Origin of the sequence: Allorhizobium sp. NPDC080224 (assembly GCF_050281005.1) — a bacterium.
Classification (GTDB): Bacteria; Pseudomonadota; Alphaproteobacteria; order Rhizobiales; family Rhizobiaceae; genus Allorhizobium.
This window is the reverse complement of sequence record NZ_JBNNWJ010000001.1, coordinates 1,839,905-1,863,057: the sequence shown is the minus strand read 5'-3', so window position 1 is coordinate 1,863,057 and position 23,153 is coordinate 1,839,905. Positions and strand designations below refer to the sequence as shown.

Genomic DNA, 23,153 nt, shown 5'->3' with positions numbered 1-23,153 from the left:
GATCAGCCAGCCGCCGCCTGAACGTCCTCGACCACAGAACCGAAGTCCCATTCATGCAGGCCGATGACGACGATGCGCGTTTCGCGCTTTTCAGCCGATGTCCAGGGGCGGTCGAAATAGGTTTCGATGCGGGTGCCGACGGCCTGGATGACGAGGCGCATCGGCTTGCCCGGCACGTCGATGAAACCTTTGAGGCGCAGGATGTCGTGTTTCTCGATCACAGGCTTCAGGCGATCGATGAAATCGGACGCGTCTTTGATCGCACCAAGCTTCAGGACGAAGCTTTCAAATTCGTCGTGATCGTGATGATGATCGTGGTCTTCGCCCGAGGCATGCAGCGCCTCGTGCTCCAGCTCGTGATGCGACTTCCGGTTCTCGATGTCGTCTTCGGTGCTGGCGCCAATGCCGAGCAGCACGAGCGAGGGCACTTCGCCGTTCTTCGCCTCGATCATCGAGGGCTTGCGGCTGGTGCGGCCAGTCACCTCGGCGCGTACGGCGGCGATGCCGGCGGCATTCAGCAGATCTGTCTTGTTGAGGACGATCAGGTCGGCGCAGGTCAGCTGGTCCTCGAACAGTTCCTCGATCGGGCTTTCGTGGTCGAGATTGTCGTCCTCGGCGCGCTGGGCGGCGACTGCGTCATGGTCGTCGGCAAAACGGCCTGCCGCCACGGCAGCGCTGTCGACCACGGTGACGACGCCATCAACGGTGACGCGGGTCCGGATATCCGGCCAGTTGAAGGCAGCGACCAGCGGCTGCGGCAGCGCGAGGCCAGAGGTTTCGATGACGATATGGTCGGGCTTCACGTCGCGGTCGAGGAGCTTCTGCATGGTCGGCACGAAGTCGTCGGCAACCGTGCAGCAGATGCAGCCATTGGTGAGTTCGATGATGTCGTCTTCGGTGCAATTGTCAGCGCCGCAACCCTTCAGCACGTCGCCATCCACGCCGAGATCGCCGAATTCGTTGATGATCAGCGCAATCTTCTTGCCGCCGGCATTCATCAGCATGTTGCGGATGATGGTGGTCTTGCCGGCCCCGAGGAAGCCGGTGATGACGGTGGCGGGGATCTTTTGCTGCAACATGGTTCAACCCTTCATTTTCAACGGCAAGCCCGCCGCGATAAAATAGACTTCAGCCGCCTCTGCGGCGATGGCTTGATGGAGACGGCCGGTATGGTCGCGGAAGGCGCGGGCCATCTTGTTTTCGGGCACGATGCCGAGGCCGACTTCATTGGAGACGAAGATGATGGTGGCCTTGAGTTCCCCAAGACTGGCGGCGAGTGCCGCGCTGTCTGCGTCGACGTCACGGCCTTCCTCCATCATCAGATTGGTGACCCAGAGCGTCAGGCAGTCGACGAGGATCACCCGCTCGGGCTTGTCGAGCGTCTTCAGTACCCCGACGAGATCCAGCGGCTCCTCATGCGTCGTCCAGCCGTCATTGGCTCGGTCGGCCTTGTGGCTCTCGATGCGGGCGCGCATCTCGTCGTCCCAGGCACGGCCAGTGGCGAGGTAAAACCTGTCGAAGCGCGTATCGCGCGCTAATCCCTCGGCAAAGCGTGACTTGCCCGAGCGTGCGCCACCGAGAACCAGGATGGATCGGGATTGGGATGCGGTCATGGAGTGCCATGGCCCCCAACCGCGCGCAGATGCCCTGCTGCGCATGCATCAAACATGCACGAAATATCAGGAGATGCCCTGCCCGCAGATACGGACGGACATCCACGGGACCGCAAGGACCCGTCGAAACAATGTGTCGCCACGACAACCTCCGTGCTGGCAACGGGGAGACCTCCCCAGTGTGGGCACCATGCCCGTGGATGGCAGGTCTCCTGGCTCGCAGGTCGTGGTCTTTAAAGGACCGTCGGGTTCTCCTCGCCTTCCCAGGGTTAGCTAGCAACACGAAAGAGCGGACGATTCGTAGAATAAGAGGCGTCCTGCCCCGGCTGATCGTGTTGCCACCCCAGTGGCTTTTCCGTCCTGCCGTTTTTCAGCGGCCGGCCGCACCCTGCGACCTGTTGCCACTTGAAACGGCAGAGCGGATGGAGAACCCTCGCTGCAATACAGTCGCGGGGTCGGCTGCGTTCGGCGTGCCCGGTTGGGGTCCACGCCTTCGCATTCCCTTTTGCTCTCCGGACAACATCTCTGCCGTTCGGAAACCATCCAGCACGAGGATTAGGCCGAGGTCGAAGCCGAGTCAATCACAGCTGCGGCGGAGAGCTGCGTCATTGCGCACGAGGGTCGATCAAGGGCTTGCGGAGCAGTCCGGCGTGACGGCTGGGTCGCAATCCGGCCGCAGGCGAATGGTACCCACGGCTCCCTGTTCGACCGGCGTACCCTTGCCGATGTCGGCGGCGCGACGCGCAGGTTGTGCGGGGGCTGCGGGCTGCGGCGGCTGCACCTCGGCCACGGGTGGTGCCGCCATTTCACGCGGTGGCGGAGGAACAGCCGTCTCCGGCACAGCCACAACGGAAGGTGTCGGTGACGGGATCTGGGGCGCAACCGAGGCAGCGCGTGGCGATGCCGCCCGAGCGTTCGGCACAATTATCGGCGGCGGTTCCGAAGCGAGCCGCGTGGAAATGGTTCGCTGCGGCAGGGGCTTGCGGACACGCGGCGTGGTCAGGGAGAAGGCAAAGCGGATCCGGGCTGCGATCTCTTCCGCCAGCGCCTGACGCGCCCAACGCGGGTCGTCCGTTGGGCTGTTGACGGTGAATACGCCCTGGGCGACCGGTTGCCCGGTTTCGACCGATGTCGCTGTTACCGTGAACTTCGCCTGGGCGAGACGCCGACGGGCGCCCTCGCCAAATCCCAGGCGATCGATCTTGACCAGCAGGACGACGCGCTCGGCACCCGCAGGAGGACGCGTTGCTGCAATCGCAGCGGAGACACGGCGATCGACGCTTTCGATGAGGTCGAGCGGGATGCGCGCATCGGCTATGACCGTCACGTTGCGGACGTAGTAGACCAATGGACGGTCAATGCTGCGCCCGAAGAAGACAGAGCAGGATGCGAGCAGCAGGGCGAAGCCCATGGCGACGGCAATGCGAAGGCTGCAAGCGAACATGACGACCCCGGACAGGTGATTCTGAACCTGCCCGAGAATTCGCCATTTATGGTTAGTGTAGAGTTAACTTGCCGCCTGAAGGGTCGCGAAGAGTGACGCTGCCGATGCGAACTCGCCGTAACGGGCCTCACGACGCGCTTCGGCTTCGGCATCAGAACCCCAATGCTCGATGGTCCAGTCCTCGTCGAGATGGGCAAGCGACCAGACTTCGTCCAGATCGAAGGCGCCCTCGGCAAAGGCAAGGGTCAGCACAGCCGAGCCCGTCAGCGTGGTTACCACGTTGAGGCAGGAGATCTGGAAAGGATCGCGGTAACGCTCGAGAGCGCGCGCGTAAGCAGCAATGGCTTCCTTCGGTTGCTCCTGATGCATCACGCCCTCGACGAGGATGAAGCGGGCGCCGTGCGCGGTCGAGATCCAGCCAAGCAGTGGGTCCCAGCGAGCCGACTGGCGGTCGATCAGTTCTCTCGGGCCGTCGGCGCGGTAGCAGAGAAGATCAGTGCCTGCGAAACGGACGATCTCGTCGAACACTTCGTCCAGACTGTTCGAAACGGCGTCGATGGCGGTATTCGCGAGTTTGGTGATCGGCATGGTCGCGGGATCGATGAACTCGCCCTGCCCCGCCCATTCGGCGACCACAAGTTCTGCTGCCTCACGGGTGGGCAGCGTCAGGAGGTTCTTCGCCGGCGTCTTCACCGACTTTCCGTCCAGCGTAATGGAGAAGCCGTCGTCGCGGGTCTCGATCCCGACGCTCTCATAAAAGCGCTTCGGCAGCGGCCGCTTCATCTGGATCTGCGCCCGGCGCACCGGATCCTCATGGCTGGGCTCCGGAATGAAGGTCCCGAAAATGTCCTGGCTGAGTTCGTCGCGCATCAAGAGCTCCTAGTGGATATAGGCCAGAAGGTCGGCCGGACGCTCGACCACGGCATCGGCACCCGCTTTCCAGAGATCGTCGGCCTTGGCATACCCCCAGGCGACACCGATCGCGGTGGCACCGGCGGCCTTCGCCATCTGCATGTCGTAGATCGCGTCGCCGATGACGATGGTCTCACGCGGCGCTATGCCTGCCTCGTCACAGCATTCCGTTACCATGGCCGGATGCGGCTTGGACGGGCAGTCGTCTGCTGTCCGGCAGAAGAGGAAATGGGGCTTGAGGCCATGACCTTCAAGGATGGTTTCGAGCCCGCGGCGCGACTTGCCGGTGACGGCGCCGAGCCAGATATCCTCGCGGGCGATCAGCGCGTCCAGGACTTGGCGGATGCCATCGAACATGGTTTCGCCGAAACCGGAGTCACGGCGGACATCGGCAAAGATCGCCTTGTAGTGGGCCGCCATGGCGACCGCTTCGTCATCGGCATGCGGCTTGCCGTCCATGCGGGCGATCGCGATGTCGAGCGTCAGGCCGATAATCGACTTGGTCGTCTCCAAAGCGGGCTCCGGCTTGCCGAAGGCGGTGAAGGTGTGGCGCATGACTTCATGGATCAGGCAGGCGCTGTCGACCAGCGTGCCGTCGCAATCGAAGAGAACAAGCTTCATTCGCCGTCCCTGTCACCATCGCGCTGGTCGAGACCGAGCAGGTTCCAGGTCTGGACCATGTGCGGCGGCAGCGGTGCCGTAACCTTCAGGCGACCGCCATTCGGATGCGGCAGGTCGATGTAGCGGGCATGCAGATGCAGCCGCTTCTGGACGCCGCCGGGGAAATCCCAGTTGTGGTCGTCAATGAAGTATTTGGGATCGCCGATGATCGGATGCCCGATATGCAGCGCATGGACGCGCAGCTGGTGCGTGCGGCCCGTATAGGGCTCCATTTCCAGCCAGGCGAGGTTCTGGGCTGCCGTATCGATGACACGGTAGTAGGTGATGGCGTGGTCCGCCCCTTCCTCGCCGTGCCTGCAGACTCGCATGCGGTCGCCTTCGTCGGTCTGGTCTTTGGTGAGCCAGGTCGAGATCTTGTCCTCGTGCTTGCGCGGGACGCCCTTCACCAGCGACCAGTAGATCTTCTTGGTGTCGCGCTCGCGAAACGCTGCCGTCAGCTTCTGGGCGGCGCCGCGCGTACGGGCAACGACGAGCACGCCGGAGGTGTCGCGGTCGAGGCGATGCACCAGGCGCGGCTTTTCGCCCTTCCGGCTCGTCCAGGCTTCCAGCATCTTGTCGATGTGGCGATTGAGACCAGAACCGCCCTGCACGGCAAGGCCGGCGGGCTTGTTGAGTACGAAGACCTTCTCGTCTTCATGCAGCAGCATGCGCGACAGGAGTTCGTGGTCGTCGCCGTGCTTCAGATCGTGGCTGGCGATCGGGCCGGTCTTCTTGGCGTCGACATCCATGGGGGGAACGCGCACAACCTGACCGGGCTGAACGCGGGCGTCTGTCTTCACGCGACCGCCGTCGACACGGACCTGGCCCGAGCGCAGAAGCTTCTGCAACGCGCCGAAGCCCAGACCCGGGTAATGGATCTTGAACCAGCGGTCGAGCCGCATGCCAGCCTCGTCGGCTTCCACGGTGATATGTTCGATGCCTGCCATCAGGATACTTTCTCGCTCGGGTTCTCCACCCACTTATCCCGTGCCTTTAGTAGATTTCGGGCGGAAAGGGAAAGCGGAAATGCAGGCTCGGGCGTCAGAACAGGCTGCGGCCGAGGGCGAGACCACCGAAAGCGGCCGAGAGGGACAGGACAAGGCTCGCTCCGACATAGGCCAGGGCCAGATGACTTTCGCCACGTTCGAAGAGCGCCATTGTATCGAGTGAAAAGGAGGAGAATGTGGTGAACCCTCCAAGGAAGCCGACCACCAGCAGCAACTGCATCTCCATAGGGGCGGAGAACCTACGCGCCAGCAGTTCGGTCAACAGACCGATGATGAACGAGCCGACGATGTTGACGGTGATCGTGCCCCAGGGGAAGCCCATCCCCAGCCAGCGGGTCATGGCAATCCCGGTGAGATAGCGGGCTACCGATCCGGTTGCACCGCCGATCGCGACGAGCAGGATGTGGAACATGGATGCCTCCGGCTTTAACGGCTCTTGCGCGCGCCGTTCAAGCCGGTTCGGGCCGCCGCGTCAAGCCTTGGCCGACGCCAGAAACTCCGCCACGAAAGCCGACAGCGCCTTCCAGTCGGTGAATTCGTGGTCGCGACTGACATCCGTCGGAGCGTTTTCATGCTCTGCCATGCGCCGGATGATCCAGCGCTTGAAGAAGTCATATTCGGTATATCGGAGTGCTCCGGCAGCGTGATGGATCATGCCGGGCTTCCAGCCGCTGGTCTCAAGAAGTGTGTCGGGATAATGCGCGGCCTCCTCACGTTCTTCCTCGAATTCACTGCGGATCAGCAGCGAAAGAGAGATGAGGGCCGTTGGCACACTGTTCAGCCAGACCGCCTCCTGCTTGGCAAAGGCGGTGAAGGCTGCCGGATAGCGCGCCGCGTGAATCGGTGCGCAAAGGATAGCCGCTTCCGGATGGCCAACCGCGTATTCGCCGCCGGAGCTTATGTCGAACAGAAGCGCCCGGTCGCCTTCGGCCTCGACCGCCGACGCGACCGCTTCCGCGATCTTGCGTGTCTGCCCCTCAATCGACGCGTAGCCGACTAGAATAATCATGGTTCTGGTCCTTCCCTGATGACGCACTCAGAGTGCTGCAAGGACATGGATGATGCCTTGATCTGGCGCAAAGCGGGACATCCTCAGACGCCGACGCAACCATTACACTTTTATTCAAAACCACTCATTCGACTTAAAGATGCATAGATAACCGTGGTTTATGCTAATGTCGTTATGTAATATCTGGGAAACGCCCATGACACAGGTTGTCACAGTCTCTGCGCATACCGCGGCCTACGCGATGGAACCGGTGAAGCCGCCGCAACGCGCCTCCCGTGCGTCCTACGTGGAAGAGCATACGAGAATGCTGGCACAGCAGGCAGCACAGAGCGAAGATCTGCGGCTCCGGGCGCTCGTCAACGTCGTGCAGCCTCCGGCGCTCGCCCTCTACTTCCTGACCTCATCGCAACAGCAATTCGAGCAGGCGACACTGAAGGAAACGATCGAGGCCTACAAAAGCTCGGTCGCCTGATCATCGACAACATCTGCAGGCAATGAAAAACCGCGACCGGTGACGGCCGCGGTTTCGTGTTTCTAAAGCTCGGAGGTCAGGTCACTTGCCCCGGGCCGGGCCGACCGGAAGCACAACGTCCACGGCACCGGCCTTCTCGAAGGTCAGCGTGACGTTGACGGTCGCACCTTCCTGGAACGGCTCGGAGACCTTGTAGAACATCAGATGCAGACCACCAGGCTTCAACTCAACCGTCTGGCCGGCCGGGATTGCGATACCGTCGTTGAGCTGACGCATTTTCATCACCTCGCCTTCCATCGCCATCTCGTGCAGCTGGACCTCGCCTGCCTGGGCTGAGGTGGCGGAAACGAGCTTGTCGTCAGCACTGCCCTTATTGACGATGGTGATGAAACCACCGCCGACGGGCTGGCCGGGCAGCATCGCCCGTGTGAAGCCGGCGGTCAGTTCCAGATCGCCTGCGGTCACCGTCTCAAACCCGCCGGGATCGGTTGCCGCCATGTGATCGCCGTGACCGGCATGGTCACCATGGGCGCCGTGCGCGCCGTGGCCATCCGCAGCAGCCTGCTCTGCGGGTGCTCCGTGTCCGCCATGGACGTCATGTGCACTGTGTGCACCATGACCATGTCCGTCGCCTTCAGCGGCCACGAGCTTCAGAACAGGCGCCGGACCGTCGAGGTCATGCGGATCCTGGCCGGGTGCTGCGATCTGATCCCAGGCAACCTTGGCGTCAGCGCCGCAGAGCTGAACCGTCGGGAAGGCCAAGCCCGTTGCCGGATCGCCGGCGGCGACCTTACCGTAGACGACAAAAGTGTCGTAGAAATTGTCCGGCAGGTCACCGTTCTTGAAGCGGATTTCGACCGGGCCTGTTGTCACTGCCTTGCCGTGGTTGTCGTAGCTGTTCTGGTAATCGCCGTTGATGACCTCAACATCCCAGCCGGCTTTCGGCATTGGTTTCGCGGAGATGAAGCCTTCCGGCAACTTGACTTGGACCTCGTTGGTTGCCTTGCCGTCGCAGCCATGCGGCACCTGCAGCGTGGCTGCGACATAGGAGCCGACCTTGGCGGGCTGGTTGGCGAATGTTGCATGGGCAAACACAGCGGTGGTCGATGCGAGCGTGGCGATTGTGGTCGCGAGAATGAGATTGGTCTTCATGGGTGTCTCTCCTTGCCGCGGTCCTTCTTGGCCGTCGGCAGTCGTCAGTTTTCGTCGATTGAATAGGGACGATCAGACGGAGAGCGGCGGCCCGCGTAGGCGCGGACGATCGAGGAGATGGCCGGAGCGCACGGTTGTTGCAATAGGTGCAATCTCGCCCAGACTTGTGAACCGGCTAAGCAGCCAGGACTGGTCGGAAGGCTCCGGTAGCAGAATCGCGCCGGCGAGACGGCAGGCCTCGCAATCCGCGGCAGGGCGCGCATGCTTCTGGCCAATATCGGCGATGCAGAGATCGGCAAAAGAGCCGTCGGGCAGCACGTAGGCGACCGACTGAATGTCGTTGGCAAGCGCGGCGGGTGCCCGGTGGCCGAAACCGACAGACAGGAAGACGATCGCGCAGAAGATGCGCAATAGGATCGTCACTGGCCTGACCTTCGGTTTCATCGTTGCCCCCGTTTCGCCAAATCCTTTATCGCGATGCCGGGGACAAGCCAAGTGGCGTGATGCCGCGCCTGCGGAGCGAACGCCAAGATGTTTGCGCCTGCGCAAACACGGGTCCCGAGCGACAATTATTTGTTCGGGAGCGACGCAGCCTCTTGCCAAGCCGCCATACTGCCAGATAATGCCTTGATGACCTTGTTGGGAGATACCGGTTTGATCCGGAGCCGAAGGAGCAACCGCCCCGGAAACTCTCAGGCAAAAGGACCACAAGGCGTCGACTGCACTCTGGAGAGAGGCCCGTTTCCAAAGCGGGCCGCGCCGAAGGGATAACAATCTCAGGCACAAGGACAGAGGGGGCTCATGAAGCGGCATAACCGTGCCCAGACTTGAGCAAGCGCGCGAGCGCTCAAACCCGGAGGCGACGTCTTGGACAATCAGACCCAACTGAAACGCACCCCCCTTTACGATTTCCACGTGTCGCTCGGCGCCAAGATGGTTCCCTTTGCCGGCTACGACATGCCGGTGCAATACCCTGCGGGCGTGCTGAAAGAGCATCTTCACACCCGCGCGGCCGCCGGCCTATTCGATGTCTCGCACATGGGACAGGTCGAGCTCGTCGCAGCCTCTGGCATCTATGATGTCGCGGCCAAGGCGCTCGAAACCCTCGTTCCCGTCGACATCCTCGGCCTCAAGGACGGGCGCCAGCGCTACGGCTTCTTCACGGACGAGAATGGCGGGATCCTTGATGACCTGATGATTTCCCGTCTCGGCGAGCGCCTGCTGGTCGTGGTCAATGCCGGCTGCAAGGATGCCGACATTGCCCATATGCGGGCGAAGCTGCCTGCTGGCGTAGAAGTTCTCGTGCATGATGACCGCGCGCTGCTTGCCCTGCAGGGACCGAAGGCAGAAGGTGTGCTCGCGACGCTCAATGCCGATGTCACCGCCATGAAGTTCATGGATGTTCGCGCGCTCGACCTCGGCGACATCCCTGCCCTCGTCTCTCGCACCGGCTATTCCGGTGAGGACGGCTTCGAGATCTCGGTGCCAGCCGATCGCGCCACAGACCTTGCAAAGACGCTGCTCGACCAGCCGGACTGTCAACCAATCGGGCTTGGCGCCCGTGATTCGCTGCGCCTCGAAGCCGGCCTCTGCCTCTATGGCAACGACATCGACACAACGACGTCGCCGGTCGAAGCCTCGATCGAGTGGGGCATCCAGAAGGTCCGCCGCTCAGGCGGCGCTCGCGAGGGCGGCTTTCCCGGTGCGAGCCGCATCCTCGGCGAACTCGAAAACGGCGTCTCCCGCCGTCGTGTCGGGTTGAAGCCCGAGGGCAAGGCCCCGGTCCGTCCGCCCGCCAAACTCTTTACAGATGCCGAAGGCAAGACCGAGATCGGCCATGTCTCCTCAGGCGGCTTCGGCCCGAGCGTCGAGAGCCCTATTGCCATGGGTTACGTGCCGACCGCCATGGCCGCCCCTGGCACTCAGGTTTTTGCGGAGGTGCGTGGCAAGCTGATGCCGCTTACCGTCACCGCGCTCCCTTTCGTTACCCCTACCTATAAACGCTGACAAAAAAACTCCGGAGAGAACCATGTTGAAATTCACCGCTGAACACGAATGGCTGAAGATCGATGGTGATGTCGCAACTGTCGGCATCACCATCCATGCCGCCGGCCAGCTCGGCGATCTCGTCTTCGTCGAACTGCCGGAAGAAGGATCGAGCTTCAAGAAAGACGGAACCGCTGCGACCGTCGAGAGCGTCAAGGCCGCCTCCGACGTCTATTGTCCGCTCGATGGCGAAGTCGTCGAGATCAACCAGGCGATCGTCGACGATCCCTCGCTGGTCAATTCCGATCCGGAAGGTGCTGCCTGGTTCTTCAAGCTGAAGCTCGCCAACCCCGCTGATGCCGACGCACTGCTCGACGAGGCCGCCTACAAGGAGTTGATCGCCTGATGACGACAGAATTCCAGTTCACGGATTACGACCCTTACGACTTCGCCAACCGGCGCCATATCGGCCCCTCGCCCGCCGAAATGACCGAGATGCTGAAGGTGATCGGCTATCACACGCTCGACGAGTTGATCGACGCAACGGTTCCAGGCTCCATCCGCCAGAAGGTTCCGCTCACCTGGGGAGCTGCGATGACCGAGCGCGAGGCGCTCGACAAGCTGCGCGAGACGGCGAACAAGAACAAGGTCCTGACCTCGCTCCTCGGCCAGGGCTATTATGGCACGATCACGCCGCCGGTCATCCAGCGCAACATCCTGGAAAATCCGGCCTGGTACACGGCCTATACGCCCTACCAGCCGGAGATCTCCCAGGGCCGTCTCGAGGCGCTTCTGAACTACCAGACCATGGTGACCGACCTCACAGGTCTCGACGTTGCCAACGCCTCGCTGCTCGATGAAGCCACCGCTGCCGCCGAAGCCATGGCGCTCTGCCAGCGCAGCGCCAAGACCAAGGCCACCGGCTTCTTCGTCGACAAGGACTGCCATCCGCAGACCATCGCCGTGATCCAGACGCGTGCCGAGCCGCTCGGCTGGCATGTTATCGTCGGCGACCCCTTCACCGATCTCGACCCGACCGAAGTTTTCGGTGCGATCTTCCAGTATCCGGGCACGCATGGCCATGTGCATGATTTCTCCGGCCTGATCGCCCGACTGCATCAGACCGGTGCACTGGCTGCCGTTGCCGCCGACATTCTCGCGCTGCTGCTTCTGAAGTCGCCGGGTGAAATGGGTGCCGATATCGCCATCGGTTCGACCCAGCGCTTCGGCGTTCCCATGGGCTATGGTGGCCCGCATGCGGCCTATATGGCGGTCAAGGATGCGATCAAGCGCTCGATGCCCGGCCGTCTGGTCGGCGTCTCCGTCGATGCGCGCGGCAACCGCGCCTATCGCCTGTCGCTGCAGACACGCGAACAGCATATCCGCCGCGAAAAGGCGACATCGAACATCTGCACCGCGCAGGTTCTGCTCGCCGTCATGGCCTCGATGTATGCCGTCTTCCACGGGCCCCAGGGATTGAAGGCTATTGCCCAGCAGGTGCATCGCAAGACGGTTCTGCTCGCCAAGGGCCTGGAAAAGCTCGGCTATACGGTGGAGCCTGAAACCTTCTTCGATACGATCACCGTCGAGGTCGGCCACATGCAGGGCCTCGTGATGCGGGCTGCCGTTGCCGAGGGCGTCAACCTGCGCAAGGTCGGCGAAACCAAGGTCGGCATCGCGCTCGACGAGCGCACGCGTCCGGCGACGCTCGAGGCCGTCTGGCGCGCGTTTGGCGGCAAGTTTAAGGTCTCGGAATTCGAGGCCGACTACCGTCTGCCGACGGATCTGCTGCGCACCAGCGCGTATCTGACGCATCCGATCTTCCACATGAACCGCGCGGAAAGCGAGATGACCCGCTATATCCGCCGGCTCTCCGACCGCGACCTCGCGCTCGACCGGGCGATGATCCCGCTCGGCTCCTGCACGATGAAGCTGAACGCCACAGCCGAAATGCTGCCGATCACCTGGCCGGAATTCTCCGACATCCATCCCTTCGTGCCAGCTGATCAGGCGCTGGGGTACAAGGAGATGATCGACGACCTCTCGGAAAAGCTCTGCGCGGTCACCGGTTATGACGCGATCTCGATGCAGCCGAATTCGGGGGCTCAAGGGGAATATGCGGGGTTGCTCACGATCCGCGCCTATCACCTGTCGCGGGGCGATACGCACCGCACCGTCTGCCTGATCCCGACGTCTGCGCATGGCACCAACCCGGCCTCCGCCCAGATGGTCGGCATGACAGTCGTGCCGGTGAAGTCGAAGGAAAACGGCGACGTCGATCTCGACGATTTCCGCGCAAAGGCGGAACAGCATGCAGACAATCTCTCCTGCTGCATGATCACCTATCCCTCGACCCATGGCGTGTTCGAGGAAACGGTGCGCGAGATCTGCGAGATCACCCACCAGTTCGGTGGCCAGGTCTATCTCGACGGTGCCAACATGAACGCCATGGTCGGCGTTTCGCGTCCCGGCGACATCGGTTCTGACGTCTCCCACCTCAACCTGCACAAGACCTTCTGCATCCCGCATGGCGGCGGTGGTCCGGGCATGGGGCCGATCGGCGTCAAGGCGCATCTCGCTCCCTTCCTGCCCGGCCATGTCGTGACCGACGGTCGTCCAGGTGCAGTCTCGGCCGGCCCTTACGGTTCGCCGTCGATCCTGCCGATCAGCTGGTCCTACTGCCTGATGATGGGTGGCGAAGGTCTGACCCAGGCGACCAAGGTCGCGATTCTCAACGCCAACTATATCGCTGCACGGCTGAAGGGCGCTTATGACGTGCTCTATACGTCGGCCTCGGGTCGCGTCGCGCATGAATGCATCATCGACACCCGTCCGCTGCAGGCTTCTGCCGGCGTGACCGTCGACGATGTGGCAAAGCGTCTGATCGACTGCGGCTTCCATGCGCCGACCATGAGCTGGCCTGTTGCCGGAACGCTGATGATCGAGCCGACGGAATCGGAGACCAAGGCCGAGATCGACCGGTTCTGCGATGCCATGCTGGCAATCCGCGAGGAAGCCCGCGACATCGAGGAAGGCCGGATGGACAAGACCAATAATCCGCTGAAGAACGCACCACACACGGTAGAAGACCTGGTCGGCGAATGGACACGTCCCTATAGCCGCGAACAGGCCTGCTACCCTCCGGGCGCCTTCCGGGTGGACAAGTACTGGTCCTCGGTCAACCGCGTCGACAATGTCTATGGCGACCGCAACCTCGTCTGCACCTGCCCGCCGATGGAAGCCTACGCGGAAGCGGCAGAGTAAGAGCCTGAAATTAGCCATGAGAACGCCGCCCTTGAGGCGGCGTTCTTCATTTGTGGTGACACTCTGACAAACCCTGTGATGGAACGGATTTGGCCACAGCCCGTTCTTCCCGCTGTCCAACACAGGAGAACAGACATGCGCAATACTCTAATCCTCGCTGGTGCAGCGGCTCTCATGACGCTCTCGGCGTCGGCCAATGCGCAGGAAACTGTCATCATCCAGCAGGCTCCGGTCGCCACCCAGTCGACGATCGTGGTTCCGGCTCCGGTCGAAACCTATGTTCTCGAACGCGAAGTGCGCTCGGTGCCTTATGAAGGCGACGTGCTGATCGGTCGCGTCATCGAAGATCCGGTCGAGCTTTATCCCGTCGATGGTTACGAGGATTATTCCTACACGATCGTCAACGAGCGCCGTGTAATCGTCGACCCCCGGACCCGCGAGATCATCCAGATCATTGAGTGACCTGTTCGACGGTCAGACCATCGGAACCCGGCTCAGGCCGGGTTCTTTTTCGTTCCGGCACCGCGTGACTGTCCCATATTCAAACAAGTCTTCACAGCACCTTGTCCAGCCGGAAACCCTGACCGTTCGGAAAGTCCTAATACCTGTCCGCTATCCTGCCCCAACGACCACCGCGACGGCAGGACAGACGATGAGTATCTCAGCGATCATGGGTATCTCGCTTTCGGGCATGCAAGCGCAGCAGACGCGCCTTGCTGCGACCGCCGACAACGTCGCGAATGCCCTGACACCCGGCTATGATCGCCTCGAAACCAGCTTTACCAGTCGCGCCCAGGGCGGTGTCTCCGCCACGGTCGCCCCGTCGGGCGGACCGGCCCTCGATGACATGTCAAACGTCGACCTTGCCTCGGAAATGCTCTCGCTCGTCGAAGCTGAGATCGGCTTCAAGGCGAATGCTGCGGTCTGGGAAACCGGCGCGGACATCTGGGACGTTCTGCTCAGCATCAAGCGCGACTGATTCTTCGCCACGCCATGCACGCGGCTCACCGTCTAAAAAACGGTGACGTGAAGACGCATCTCGTCACAACCGATCTCCGCAACGGTCGGATAGCACTGACTTTTTTAGGCCAACGGCTGCTCGGTCCGGCAAAAGCAGCCTAGGGAGCGAATTCTCCGATTGCAAAGATCCGGACATCCAGACACAGTCGGGAGTTGCATAAGGTTGCATCGAGGATGGCATGTATAACGACGCACTCAACTACCTGAAGACACAGATCCTTTCCGCACAGGTCGGGGACGCCGCCGGCATCCGTGGCCTGATCAAGCAGCGTCTCGACCAAGCGCTCACATCTATCCACACCAATGATTATGTCGAGGACTGTCTGTTTCAGATTACCGAGGCGCTCGAACAACTCGACACCGGGTCAACGGACCCGGTGAAGCTTCGCGACTACTTATTGGGCGCGATCGAGGCGTTGCGAGACGAACTCCATCTTTGCGACATCGAGCCGGATGTCCGTCAGTCCGCTGTCGGTTTCTGAGGCACTGCGCTTTCGTCCACCACCGGCGCGGCGGCGATCGAGACCGTCGGCGGCAGCAAGCGACACCATCTCCAGGAGATGATCGAGGAAGAGCGCGTCATCGCTCAACGGGGCTTTCTGCGAAACGCCCTTGATGATCTCCCGAAGACTACGAACTTGCTCTTCCACGATCGAGCGAACGTAGATTTCAGAGGATGGAAGTTGGCCATCCGGCATGTCATTCTCCTGCAATTCTTGCATATTCTATATGTCCGTGAAGTTCTTCGGCAAAGGCCAGACGTTGAAGGGCCGCCGCGGCGAAGGGATTGCCCGGTGCGCGCTCGAGATCGAGGACGCTGCCGGTAATCCCGTAGAGTTCGTGATGCCTGAGAAGCCCTGCCATGGAGGGCTTCGCCGTGATCGGAACGATCAGCGATCCGTCGAGCATGCTTGGCGCTGCCAGCGGCATGATATCCCATCCTGTCGTCAGAAGAAGGTTGACGAGCTTGGGATGCGTCTCGACAACCAGCGTGCCGATGCCCGCAACGAGGCAATATTCCATGACCCCAGTCATCAGGATGTTGGAAATCGGGACGCCGGCGATCGACCTGTCGGACACTTCGGCAATGCACCGGGTCCATTCATAGACGCGAGGCCCACGCGGCCAGTCGGCACCGTCCATCAGATGCGGATAAACATCCGACAGGAGATGCGGCTTCAGGGTCGGCAGGAGGCGGCTGTATCCCACCACGTCACCGCCGACGACGAGCGGAAGATGGATGGCCTCGTCACCGTCGAACTGGTCGATCTCCCGCGCGTCGGCACGACGGCAGGCTTCCCATCCCAATCGCTCGACGAACTGTCGATGGCGAAAGGCCCAGACCTGCTCCATGATGTCGGCATAGTCGTGCGTGTTCGCGCCCAGTATCGTCGCAAGCATCCAGACCCCCAGAAAATCCAGGGTCAAGATTGCGGGATGCCGCCTGAATTCAATATAGGCCGTTCTGCCTATTTATCGGATTATTCCGAGCCGAATCGATTCGGCGATCAGTTGCGCACGGTTCACGGAATTCAACTTGCGGCTTGCCGCCGCGATTTCATGCTGAACTGTTTTCTCCGAGATTCCAAGAATTTGGCCAATCTCCCAATTGGTCTTGCCGGCCGAGCACCAGAGAATAACCTCGCGCTCGCGCGGCGTGACCTTGGCCGCAACTGCGGCGCTACGCTCGCTGTTGTCGACGAGGAAAGCACGCAACCGGTTGTGCGCGTAGATTGAAACGATGTGCAGGGCACCCCGCTGCTCGTTGGACAGCTCGACCTTTTGAGCACCGAAGGTGACGATGGCCTGAAAGCCGCCGACGGAATGGAGCGGCACGCTGTAACCATCCAGCATGCCATACTCGGTGGCCTCATTCATGACGCGCTTGGCGGAACGGCTGAGCGGCTTGTCGGCCAGCGCTTCCGACCAGACGAAGGCCTCGTTCGACATCTTTGTCCGGTAGATCACCGGATCGACATGCACATAGTTTTCTTCCACGTAACGCTCGAACCAGCCTTCCGGCCAGGCATTCAGCATGAAATATGGATCGATGCGCTCGCCGGGCAGCGGGATGCCGGACACTGCATAGCAGTCCATGCCAAATGAACTCGCCACCTTGCCGAGGCAGGCGAGGACTTCCTCATTGTCGCGGGCTCGCGACGATTCGGTGATAAAATCGAACATCGCATTGGCTGTTGCCTGCCTGTCTGACATCCGCACCCTCAAGATAGCCAGTCGTCACATTTGTGACTTCTAGCACAGCCCGCGACCGGCCGATCCGATTAACATTGGATTTCCAAGAGAATCGATGGAGCATTCACAGTGCTCACCGGCAGGGTGACGGCATCAGCCGACATGCGTTGAAGGGTTCAGATAGCGGTCAACAAGGCATGCAGCAGCGCAATCATGCCAAAGGCGATCAGAATGAACGCAGAGCCCCGGCTGACCAGGGTTGCGAATCCCTCGGGGAGCCGCGTGCGCACCACGGTCACGGCGCCGCTCAAGAAGAACCACCAGGCAAGCGAGCCGAAGAAGACACCCGCCACCAGCAGCACGCCTTCCCAACCGCCCTCGCCCGCCGCCAGCCCTAGTCCGGCAAAAATCGCTGCGAAGGTGAGGATCGTCGCGGGATTGGCGATGGTGAGCAGGAAGGTCGCAGCGATCGTCGACAGCAGGCCTCGGGCCCGGACCCTGGCTGCGGTGACCTCCGACCGCGGCTTAAGACCCGCAAACCGAGATAGATCAAGAACAAGCCGCCTGCGACCTGCAGGGGAAACTGGATCCAGCCGAGATAGGATCCAAGCGCGGTGAAGCCCGCCGCAGCGAGGGCGGCATAAACGCCGTCGGCGATTGCGGTGCCCAGCCCTCCGGCAACGCCGGCCCAGAAGCCACGCTCCAGCGTACGATTGATGCAGAGCGCCCCTATGGGTCCGAGTGGTGCCGCGATCGCGACGCCCAGCACGAGCCCTTTCCCGAAAAGGAGCACGTCCATGTCACTCCGTGCCGATCACGTAGCTGCGTTCGCTCGCCGTCGATAGCGCGATCATCGTCTCGCTGCGGGCAATCAGGCGCTCGCCCTTCAGATCGGCAAGAAACGTCTCGATGCCCGTGAGGTCGGCTGTGCGGATCTTCAGCATGTAGGACCAGCTGCCGGTCACATGGTGACATTCGAGCACGGCCGGGTGGGATTCGGCGTAATCGCGGAAGGCAGCCTGTTCGGTGTCCTGCGGAAGTGTCACCAGCATGAAGGCGGTGATCGGCAGGCCAAGCGCTGCGGGATCCACCTCCAGCGTGAAACGCTTGATGGCTCCCGACGCGACCAGGCGACGGATGCGTTCGTTGACGGCGGAGGGAGAAAGCCCTACCACGTCCCCGATGCTGGCGAGCGAACGACGGGCATCTTCAGCCAAAAGATCGATAATTTTGCGGTCACTGGTATCCATGACCGCAGTTTATTTGCGTAAATCGATATTCCGCAAGATAATTCTTCGAAATAAGGCGAAAAAGAGAATTCTCGCACGACGAGAGCCGCTCCGGCTCATCTCGAGTCTAGCTCAGGCCGGTGCGGCCTGGCGCTGCTTTGCGAGCTCGGTGAGATCGGCCGCTTTCAACTCCACCGATTCGCCGCAGCCGCAGGCAGAGGTCTGATTCGGGTTGTGGAAGGTGAAACCTGACCGCAGTGTGGTCGTCTCGAAACCCATTTCCGTGCCGAGCAGATAAAGAACTGCGGCCGGATCGATCCACACGGAAGCGCCATCCTTTTCAATACGGTCATCCTTCGGATTGGGTTCGGTGACCAGATCGATGGTGTATTCCATCCCGGCGCAGCCACCTTTCTTGATGCCCACGCGGATGCCCTTGGCATCGGGACCGGAATTCTCGACGATTGCCCTGACGCGTGCGGCAGCCGCGTCGCTCATGGTCATTACCTGAAAGCCCATCGGCACAGTCTCCATCAACAACCGGGTTCAAGGTCCGGCGTTTCCTTTGGCAATGTAAGGGAGGCGCCTCGTCGGTTCAATAGCTTAGGCTGCCAAGTGCACCGCAGGCAGTGCATGGCGAACATGCCCGTCGCCTGATGATGATCAATCCTTGAGCACGACAGGAACAGCAGAAAAACTTGATCTTTATCAGAAGCTTGAAACGCGCCTTTGCATGACCCTCCCCTCGGCCGCGATCAAAAATATTGCAGCGCACAGCGGAAACGGATGCAAACTCGGGCAAAGGCTCGCGAAATCGATAAAAATTTTGACCATTCGGTAAATTATTTTTCCAACCGGGGCCTAAGCGACTGTTCGTATTATTTTTTTCAGACTGGCACAGCGATTGCTTCGTTCTCTGCGAAACAAAAAAGGCGCCCAGCGCGCCTCCAGAAGCGGAGAACAGATATGGAAATCGGCGTCTTTATCCCGATCGGCAACAATGGCTGGCTGCTGTCGGAGAATGCCCCGCAATACAAGCCAACGTTCGAACTCAACAAGGCGATCACGCTGAAGGCCGAAGAATACGGCTTCGATTTCGCGCTTTCGATGATCAAGCTGCGCGGTTTCGGCGGCAAGACGGAATTCTGGGACTATAACCTGGAAAGCTTCACGCTGATGGCAGGCCTCGCCGCCGTCACCTCGAAGATCAAGCTGTTCGGCACGGCCGCCACCCTGATCATGCCGCCAGCCATCATTGCGCGCATGGCAACCACGATCGACTCGATCTCCAATGGCCGCTTCGGCGTCAATCTGATCACCGGCTGGCAGCGCCCGGAATACAGCCAGATGGGCCTGTGGCCCGGCGACGACTATTTCTCCGACCGCTACGAATATCTGACCGAATACACGACCGTCTTGAAGGACCTGCTCACGACTGGCCAGTCGGACCTCAAGGGCAAGCATTTCCAGATGGATGATTGCCGGATGAAACCGATCCCGGAAGGCGATGTGAAGCTGATCTGCGCCGGCTCTTCCAATGCGGGCATGGATTTCTCGGCGAAGTTTGCCGACTACAGCTTCTGCTTCGGCGTCGGCGTCAACACGCCGAAGGCCTTTGCGCCGACCAATGAACGCCTGCTCGCAGCCACCGAAAAGACCGGTCGTGACGTTCGCTCCTTCGTGCTGACCATGGTGATCGCCGAGGAAACGACCGAAGAAGCCTTTGCCAAGTGGGAGCACTACAAGGCGGGCGCCGACGAGGAAGCCATCAAATGGCTTGGCCTGCAGAGTGCCGTCGACACCAAGTCGGGCTCCGACACCAATGTCCGCCACATGGCAAACCCGGTTTCGGCCGTCAACATCAACATGGGCACGCTGATCGGCTCCTATGCGGAAGTCGCGGCCATGCTTGACGAGATGAGCGAAGTGCCGGGCACCGGCGGCGTGATGCTGACCTTTGACGACTTCCTCGAAGGTATCGAAAAGTTCGGCAAGTTCGTCCAGCCGCTGATGAAGAGCCGCGCCCATGTCACCCAGATGCTGGAGGCCGCCGAATGAGCGCGGCCGTTGTTGCAGGTTACCAGCCGCGCCCGGAACTGACGAAGAGCGTCACGCTTCCGGCTCGCCCCGAGCCGATCACGCTGAAGCCGTCGGAAACAGCTGTCGTGGTGGTCGATATGCAGAATGCCTATTCGACCGAAGGCGGCTATGTCGATCTCGCCGGTTTCGACATTTCGGGCGCCAAGGGCACGATCTCCAACATCAAGAAGACGCTGGATGCGGCGCGTGAAGCCGGCGTTCTGGTCGTCTATTTCCAGAACGGCTGGGACCCTGATTATGTCGAGGCTGGCGGCCCCGGTTCACCCAACTGGCACAAGTCGAATGCGCTGAAAACCATGCGCGCACGGCCGGAACTGCAGGGCCAGCTGCTCGCCAAGGGAACCTGGGACTATGCGATCGTCGACGAATTGCAGCCAAAGCCCGGCGACATCCTGGTGCCGAAGAGCCGCTATTCTGGCTTCTTCAACACCAACATGGACTCGGTGCTCAGAGCCCGCGGCATCCGCAATCTCGTCTTTGTCGGCATCGCCACCAATGTCTGCGTTGAAAGCTCGCTGCGCGATGCCTTCCACCTCGAATACTTCGGCGTGATGCTCGAGGACGCGACGCATCACCTTGGCCCCGAGTTCATCCAGCAGGCGACCGTCTACAATGTCGAAAAATTCTTCGGCTGGGTGGCGACCGTCAACGACTTCTGCGGTGCGATCGGACAGGCAGCGCCTGCCGATGCAGCCGAGTGACCAGCCTCATACCAACCAGCCCCTATTAGACCAGGAGAATGTCAGAATGCCCAAGACCATCGTCGTTCCGGAAGGCACCCAGAAGCCGATCGCCCCCTATTCGCCCGGCGCCCTTGCCGACGGCATCCTCTATGTCTCGGGGACCCTTCCCTTCGACAAGAACAACGACGTCGTGCATGTCGGCGACGCAGCCGCCCAGACACGCCATGTGCTGGAAACCATCAAGTCCGTCATCGAGACCGCCGGCGGCACGATGGATGACGTCACCATGAACCACATCTTCGTCACCGACTGGGCCAACTACCAGGCCGTCAACAAGGTCTATGCCGAATACTTCCCGGGCGACAAGCCGGCGCGCTATTGCGTGCAATGCGGCCTGGTGAAGCCGGATGCACTGGTGGAGATCGCGACCGTCGCGCATATCGGGAAGAAGTGAGCGGCAAGGATCGCCCCTCATCCGCCTCCTGAGCCGGTCGAAGGGCGCCACCTTCTCCCCGCGAGCGGGGAGAAGAGACCAGAACGCAATCGCCTGCACCTGGGCTTTCCTTGCACAAGGGCGGCCATCCCCTCTCCCCGCTTGCGGGGAGAGGGTCAGGGTGAGGGCTTAAGCCAGAGCAAAGACGCATGCATTACGACATCCACGGCCTCACCTCCCCCGATGCGCCGACCATACTGCTCTCGTCAGGCCTTGGTGGCTCGGGCGGCTATTGGGCACCGCAGATCCCTGTCCTCTCAGAGCGTTTCCGGGTCATCACCTATGATCATCGGGGCTGTGGAAAAACGGGTGGCTCAGTTCCGGAAGTCGGCGGCATCGCGGCCATGGCCGACGACGTGCTGGAAATCGTCGAGACGCTGAAGCTGGAGAGTTTCCATTTCATGGGGCATGCGCTGGGCGGTCTGATCGGGCTGGATCTGGTGCTGCGCCGGCCGGAACTGATCGAGAGCCTCGTGCTCATCAATGCCTGGAGCAAGGCCGATCCGCATTCCGGACGTTGCTTCGACGTGCGTATCGCGCTCCTGGAAAACGCCGGTGTCGAGGCCTTCGTCAAGGCACAGCCGCTCTTCCTCTATCCCGCCATTTACATGGCGGAAAACCCGGAGAAGATGGCGGCGGAAGAGGCCCATGCGCTTGCCCATTTCCAGGGCCGCGACAACATCCTGCGCCGCATCGCAGCACTGCGCGCCTTCGATGTCGACGACAGGCTCGGCGAGATCCAGACGCCGACGCTCGTCATCGCCACCCGCGACGACCTGCTCGTCCCCTATTCCCGGTCGCTGCGCCTTGCCGAAGGCCTGCCAAACGCAAATCTCGTACTCACCGTCGCCAGTGGACACGCCGTCAACGTCACCTATCCGCAAACATTCAACAGCGCGGTCGTCGACTTTCTGTCGACCCTCGAACACGCCTGAAGGAATTGCCCATGCTGGCCACCAAGACCATCGCACCTGTCGCATCTGCACCGGAAGCCACCTCGCCGGAAAAGAGCGCGACCTATCGCAACGGCATGGCTCGGCTTGCCGCCGCCGTCACCATCGTCACAACCGATGGCCCCGGCGGACGCGCCGGCTTTGCAGCAACCGCCGTCACCAGCGTCTCCGACAATCCGCCGACGCTGCTCGTCTGCCTCAACAAGGGATCTTCCGCCTATCCTGCCGTCAGCACCAACGGGTTCGTCACGGTCAATGCTCTCTCGGCAGAACACGAGCCTGTCAGCCGGCTCTTCGGCGGCAAGACGCCGGTCGATGAACGTTTCGCCGCCGCCACCTGGGAGACGACGGCATCCGGCACGCCGCGCCTGGTCGATGCGCTCGTCTCGTTCGAATGCCGGGTCACGGAAGTGCATGACGGCAGCACCCATGACGTGTTGTTCTGTGAGGTTCTCGACGTCACCACCCGCGACGAGGGTCAGGCGCTGGTCTATTTCGACAGGGCCTATCGTACCGTCTAAACATCTGTAGTGAAACGCAAAACGGCCCGCTTGATGCGGGCCGTTTCGTTAATTGCCTAATTCTCTCAGTACCAGCCGACAGCGACCTGCGCCTCTTCGGACATGCGGTCCGGCGTCCATGGCGGATCGAAGCTCATCTCGACTTCGACGCCCGAGACGCCCTCGACCGAGCCGACGGCATTCTCGACCCAGCCCGGCATTTCGCCGGCGACCGGGCAACCGGGGGCGGTCAGCGTCATGACGATCTTCACCGTGCGGTCGTCCTCGATGTCGATCTTGTAGATCAGGCCGAGTTCGAAGATATCGGAGGGAATTTCCGGGTCATAGACGGTCTTCAGCGCCGCGATGATATCGTCCGACAGGCGGGCGACCTCTTCCGGCGGGATCGCCGTGTTGATGATACCTTCGCGGACGTCGGGCTTGGTTTCGGTGTCACTCATGG

At 61.4% G+C, this 23,153-nt stretch carries 27 protein-coding genes, 1 pseudogene and 2 riboswitches; of the genes and pseudogenes, 12 read left to right on the top strand and 16 right to left on the bottom strand.

Features of this window, described 5'->3' with window-relative positions; all coding sequences use genetic code 11:
• Positions 1-2 precede the first annotated feature (2 nt).
• The 8 genes from cobW to ACQKP1_RS09320 all read right to left on the bottom strand — a co-directional run bounded on the left by cobW (position 3) and on the right by ACQKP1_RS09320 (position 6,645).
• Positions 3-1,079, bottom strand: coding sequence for a cobalamin biosynthesis protein CobW (gene cobW / locus ACQKP1_RS09355; RefSeq protein ID WP_427275031.1), 1,077 nt, complete (start codon positions 1,077-1,079; stop codon positions 3-5).
• A 3-nt stretch (positions 1,080-1,082) separates the two neighbouring features.
• Positions 1,083-1,613 (bottom strand): bifunctional adenosylcobinamide kinase/adenosylcobinamide-phosphate guanylyltransferase, encoded by a 531-nt coding sequence (cobU, locus tag ACQKP1_RS09350; protein ID WP_427275030.1) that lies wholly within the window; start codon positions 1,611-1,613, stop codon positions 1,083-1,085.
• 185 nt (positions 1,614-1,798) lie between these two features.
• Positions 1,799-2,172, bottom strand: a riboswitch (cobalamin riboswitch).
• A 66-nt stretch (positions 2,173-2,238) separates the two neighbouring features.
• Positions 2,239-3,057: a hypothetical protein gene (locus ACQKP1_RS09345; protein ID WP_427275029.1), complete on the bottom strand. Its 819-nt coding sequence runs from the start codon at positions 3,055-3,057 to the stop codon at positions 2,239-2,241.
• 63 nt (positions 3,058-3,120) lie between these two features.
• Positions 3,121-3,927 (bottom strand): ATP12 family chaperone protein, encoded by an 807-nt coding sequence (locus ACQKP1_RS09340; protein WP_427275028.1) that lies wholly within the window; start codon positions 3,925-3,927, stop codon positions 3,121-3,123.
• A 9-nt stretch (positions 3,928-3,936) separates the two neighbouring features.
• On the bottom strand, positions 3,937-4,590 hold the full coding sequence (locus ACQKP1_RS09335) for an HAD-IA family hydrolase (RefSeq protein WP_427275027.1): 654 nt from the start codon (positions 4,588-4,590) through the stop codon (positions 3,937-3,939).
• A complete protein-coding gene (locus tag ACQKP1_RS09330) occupies positions 4,587-5,576 on the bottom strand; it encodes an RluA family pseudouridine synthase (protein WP_203015713.1) in 990 nt (329 codons plus the stop codon). The genes ACQKP1_RS09335 and ACQKP1_RS09330 overlap by 4 nt, the downstream gene beginning before the upstream one ends.
• A 94-nt stretch (positions 5,577-5,670) precedes the next feature.
• Positions 5,671-6,048, bottom strand: a complete 378-nt coding sequence (crcB, locus tag ACQKP1_RS09325) for a fluoride efflux transporter CrcB (RefSeq protein WP_203015711.1) — start codon at positions 6,046-6,048, stop codon at positions 5,671-5,673.
• A 60-nt stretch (positions 6,049-6,108) separates the two neighbouring features.
• Positions 6,109-6,645: a flavodoxin domain-containing protein gene (locus ACQKP1_RS09320; protein ID WP_203015709.1), complete on the bottom strand. Its 537-nt coding sequence runs from the start codon at positions 6,643-6,645 to the stop codon at positions 6,109-6,111.
• Between the two features lie 196 nt (positions 6,646-6,841).
• On the opposite strand from ACQKP1_RS09320, the gene ACQKP1_RS09315 reads away from it, so the two are divergent.
• Positions 6,842-7,117: a hypothetical protein gene (locus ACQKP1_RS09315; protein WP_006728531.1), complete on the top strand. Its 276-nt coding sequence runs from the start codon at positions 6,842-6,844 to the stop codon at positions 7,115-7,117.
• Between the two features lie 81 nt (positions 7,118-7,198).
• Here ACQKP1_RS09315 and ACQKP1_RS09310 read toward each other — a convergent pair whose 3' ends face one another.
• On the bottom strand, positions 7,199-8,269 hold the full coding sequence (locus tag ACQKP1_RS09310) for a DUF1775 domain-containing protein (protein WP_427275026.1): 1,071 nt from the start codon (positions 8,267-8,269) through the stop codon (positions 7,199-7,201).
• 72 nt (positions 8,270-8,341) lie between these two features.
• The gene (locus ACQKP1_RS09305; RefSeq protein ID WP_427275025.1) at positions 8,342-8,713 is read right to left on the bottom strand and encodes a hypothetical protein; all 372 of its coding nucleotides are present in this window, start codon (positions 8,711-8,713) and stop codon (positions 8,342-8,344) included.
• Between the two features lie 186 nt (positions 8,714-8,899).
• A riboswitch (glycine riboswitch) is annotated at positions 8,900-8,987 on the top strand.
• 149 nt (positions 8,988-9,136) lie between these two features.
• Between ACQKP1_RS09305 and gcvT the strand changes: the two genes are divergently transcribed.
• From gcvT to ACQKP1_RS09275, 6 genes are all read left to right on the top strand, one after another.
• Complete coding sequence (gcvT, locus tag ACQKP1_RS09300) at positions 9,137-10,276, top strand: glycine cleavage system aminomethyltransferase GcvT (protein ID WP_427275024.1); 1,140 nt, start codon at positions 9,137-9,139, stop codon at positions 10,274-10,276.
• A 22-nt stretch (positions 10,277-10,298) separates the two neighbouring features.
• A complete protein-coding gene (gene gcvH / locus ACQKP1_RS09295) occupies positions 10,299-10,661 on the top strand; it encodes a glycine cleavage system protein GcvH (RefSeq protein ID WP_427275023.1) in 363 nt (120 codons plus the stop codon).
• Complete coding sequence (gene gcvP / locus ACQKP1_RS09290) at positions 10,661-13,519, top strand: aminomethyl-transferring glycine dehydrogenase (RefSeq protein ID WP_427275022.1); 2,859 nt, start codon at positions 10,661-10,663, stop codon at positions 13,517-13,519. Before gcvH ends, gcvP begins: the two co-directional genes overlap by 1 nt.
• A 135-nt stretch (positions 13,520-13,654) precedes the next feature.
• On the top strand, positions 13,655-13,981 hold the full coding sequence (locus ACQKP1_RS09285) for a DUF1236 domain-containing protein (RefSeq protein ID WP_427275021.1): 327 nt from the start codon (positions 13,655-13,657) through the stop codon (positions 13,979-13,981).
• 190 nt (positions 13,982-14,171) lie between these two features.
• Positions 14,172-14,498 (top strand): flagellar basal body protein, encoded by a 327-nt coding sequence (locus ACQKP1_RS09280; protein WP_203015697.1) that lies wholly within the window; start codon positions 14,172-14,174, stop codon positions 14,496-14,498.
• 220 nt (positions 14,499-14,718) lie between these two features.
• Positions 14,719-15,021 carry a hypothetical protein gene (locus tag ACQKP1_RS09275; RefSeq protein WP_203015695.1) on the top strand — a complete coding sequence of 101 codons (303 nt, stop codon included), beginning with the start codon at positions 14,719-14,721 and terminating at the stop codon, positions 15,019-15,021.
• Positions 15,022-15,238: 217 nt separating this feature from the next.
• On the opposite strand, the gene ACQKP1_RS09270 is transcribed toward ACQKP1_RS09275, so the two are convergent.
• The 5 genes and pseudogenes from ACQKP1_RS09270 to sufA all read right to left on the bottom strand — a co-directional run bounded on the left by ACQKP1_RS09270 (position 15,239) and on the right by sufA (position 18,480).
• Positions 15,239-15,940: an acyl-homoserine-lactone synthase gene (locus ACQKP1_RS09270; RefSeq protein WP_427275020.1), complete on the bottom strand. Its 702-nt coding sequence runs from the start codon at positions 15,938-15,940 to the stop codon at positions 15,239-15,241.
• Positions 15,941-16,012: 72 nt separating this feature from the next.
• Entirely contained in the window at positions 16,013-16,753 is a 741-nt protein-coding gene (locus ACQKP1_RS09265; protein ID WP_427275019.1) for a helix-turn-helix transcriptional regulator, read from the bottom strand.
• Between the two features lie 155 nt (positions 16,754-16,908).
• Positions 16,909-17,531: pseudogene (locus ACQKP1_RS09260) on the bottom strand (LysE family translocator).
• Between the two features lies 1 nt (position 17,532).
• A complete protein-coding gene (locus ACQKP1_RS09255) occupies positions 17,533-17,982 on the bottom strand; it encodes an Lrp/AsnC family transcriptional regulator (RefSeq protein WP_427275018.1) in 450 nt (149 codons plus the stop codon).
• A 111-nt stretch (positions 17,983-18,093) separates the two neighbouring features.
• Positions 18,094-18,480, bottom strand: coding sequence for a Fe-S cluster assembly scaffold SufA (gene sufA, locus ACQKP1_RS09250; RefSeq protein WP_427275017.1), 387 nt, complete (start codon positions 18,478-18,480; stop codon positions 18,094-18,096).
• A 447-nt stretch (positions 18,481-18,927) separates the two neighbouring features.
• Here sufA and rutA point away from each other — a divergent pair, with 447 nt between their 5' ends.
• The 5 genes from rutA to ACQKP1_RS09225 all read left to right on the top strand — a co-directional run bounded on the left by rutA (position 18,928) and on the right by ACQKP1_RS09225 (position 22,711).
• Positions 18,928-20,019, top strand: a complete 1,092-nt coding sequence (gene rutA, locus ACQKP1_RS09245) for a pyrimidine utilization protein A (RefSeq protein WP_427275016.1) — start codon at positions 18,928-18,930, stop codon at positions 20,017-20,019.
• Positions 20,016-20,762 (top strand): pyrimidine utilization protein B, encoded by a 747-nt coding sequence (gene rutB, locus ACQKP1_RS09240; protein WP_427275015.1) that lies wholly within the window; start codon positions 20,016-20,018, stop codon positions 20,760-20,762. The genes rutA and rutB overlap by 4 nt, the downstream gene beginning before the upstream one ends.
• 46 nt (positions 20,763-20,808) lie before the next feature.
• Positions 20,809-21,198: a pyrimidine utilization protein C gene (gene rutC, locus ACQKP1_RS09235; RefSeq protein ID WP_102019895.1), complete on the top strand. Its 390-nt coding sequence runs from the start codon at positions 20,809-20,811 to the stop codon at positions 21,196-21,198.
• A gap of 188 nt (positions 21,199-21,386) precedes the next feature.
• Positions 21,387-22,172 (top strand): pyrimidine utilization protein D, encoded by a 786-nt coding sequence (gene rutD, locus ACQKP1_RS09230; RefSeq protein ID WP_427275014.1) that lies wholly within the window; start codon positions 21,387-21,389, stop codon positions 22,170-22,172.
• Between the two features lie 14 nt (positions 22,173-22,186).
• A complete protein-coding gene (locus ACQKP1_RS09225) occupies positions 22,187-22,711 on the top strand; it encodes a flavin reductase (RefSeq protein WP_425958087.1) in 525 nt (174 codons plus the stop codon).
• A gap of 65 nt (positions 22,712-22,776) precedes the next feature.
• Here the strand turns inward: ACQKP1_RS09225 and ACQKP1_RS09220 are convergent, their stop codons facing one another.
• On the bottom strand, positions 22,777-23,151 hold the full coding sequence (locus ACQKP1_RS09220) for an SUF system Fe-S cluster assembly protein (protein ID WP_203015652.1): 375 nt from the start codon (positions 23,149-23,151) through the stop codon (positions 22,777-22,779).
• Between the last annotated feature and the right edge of the window lie 2 nt (positions 23,152-23,153).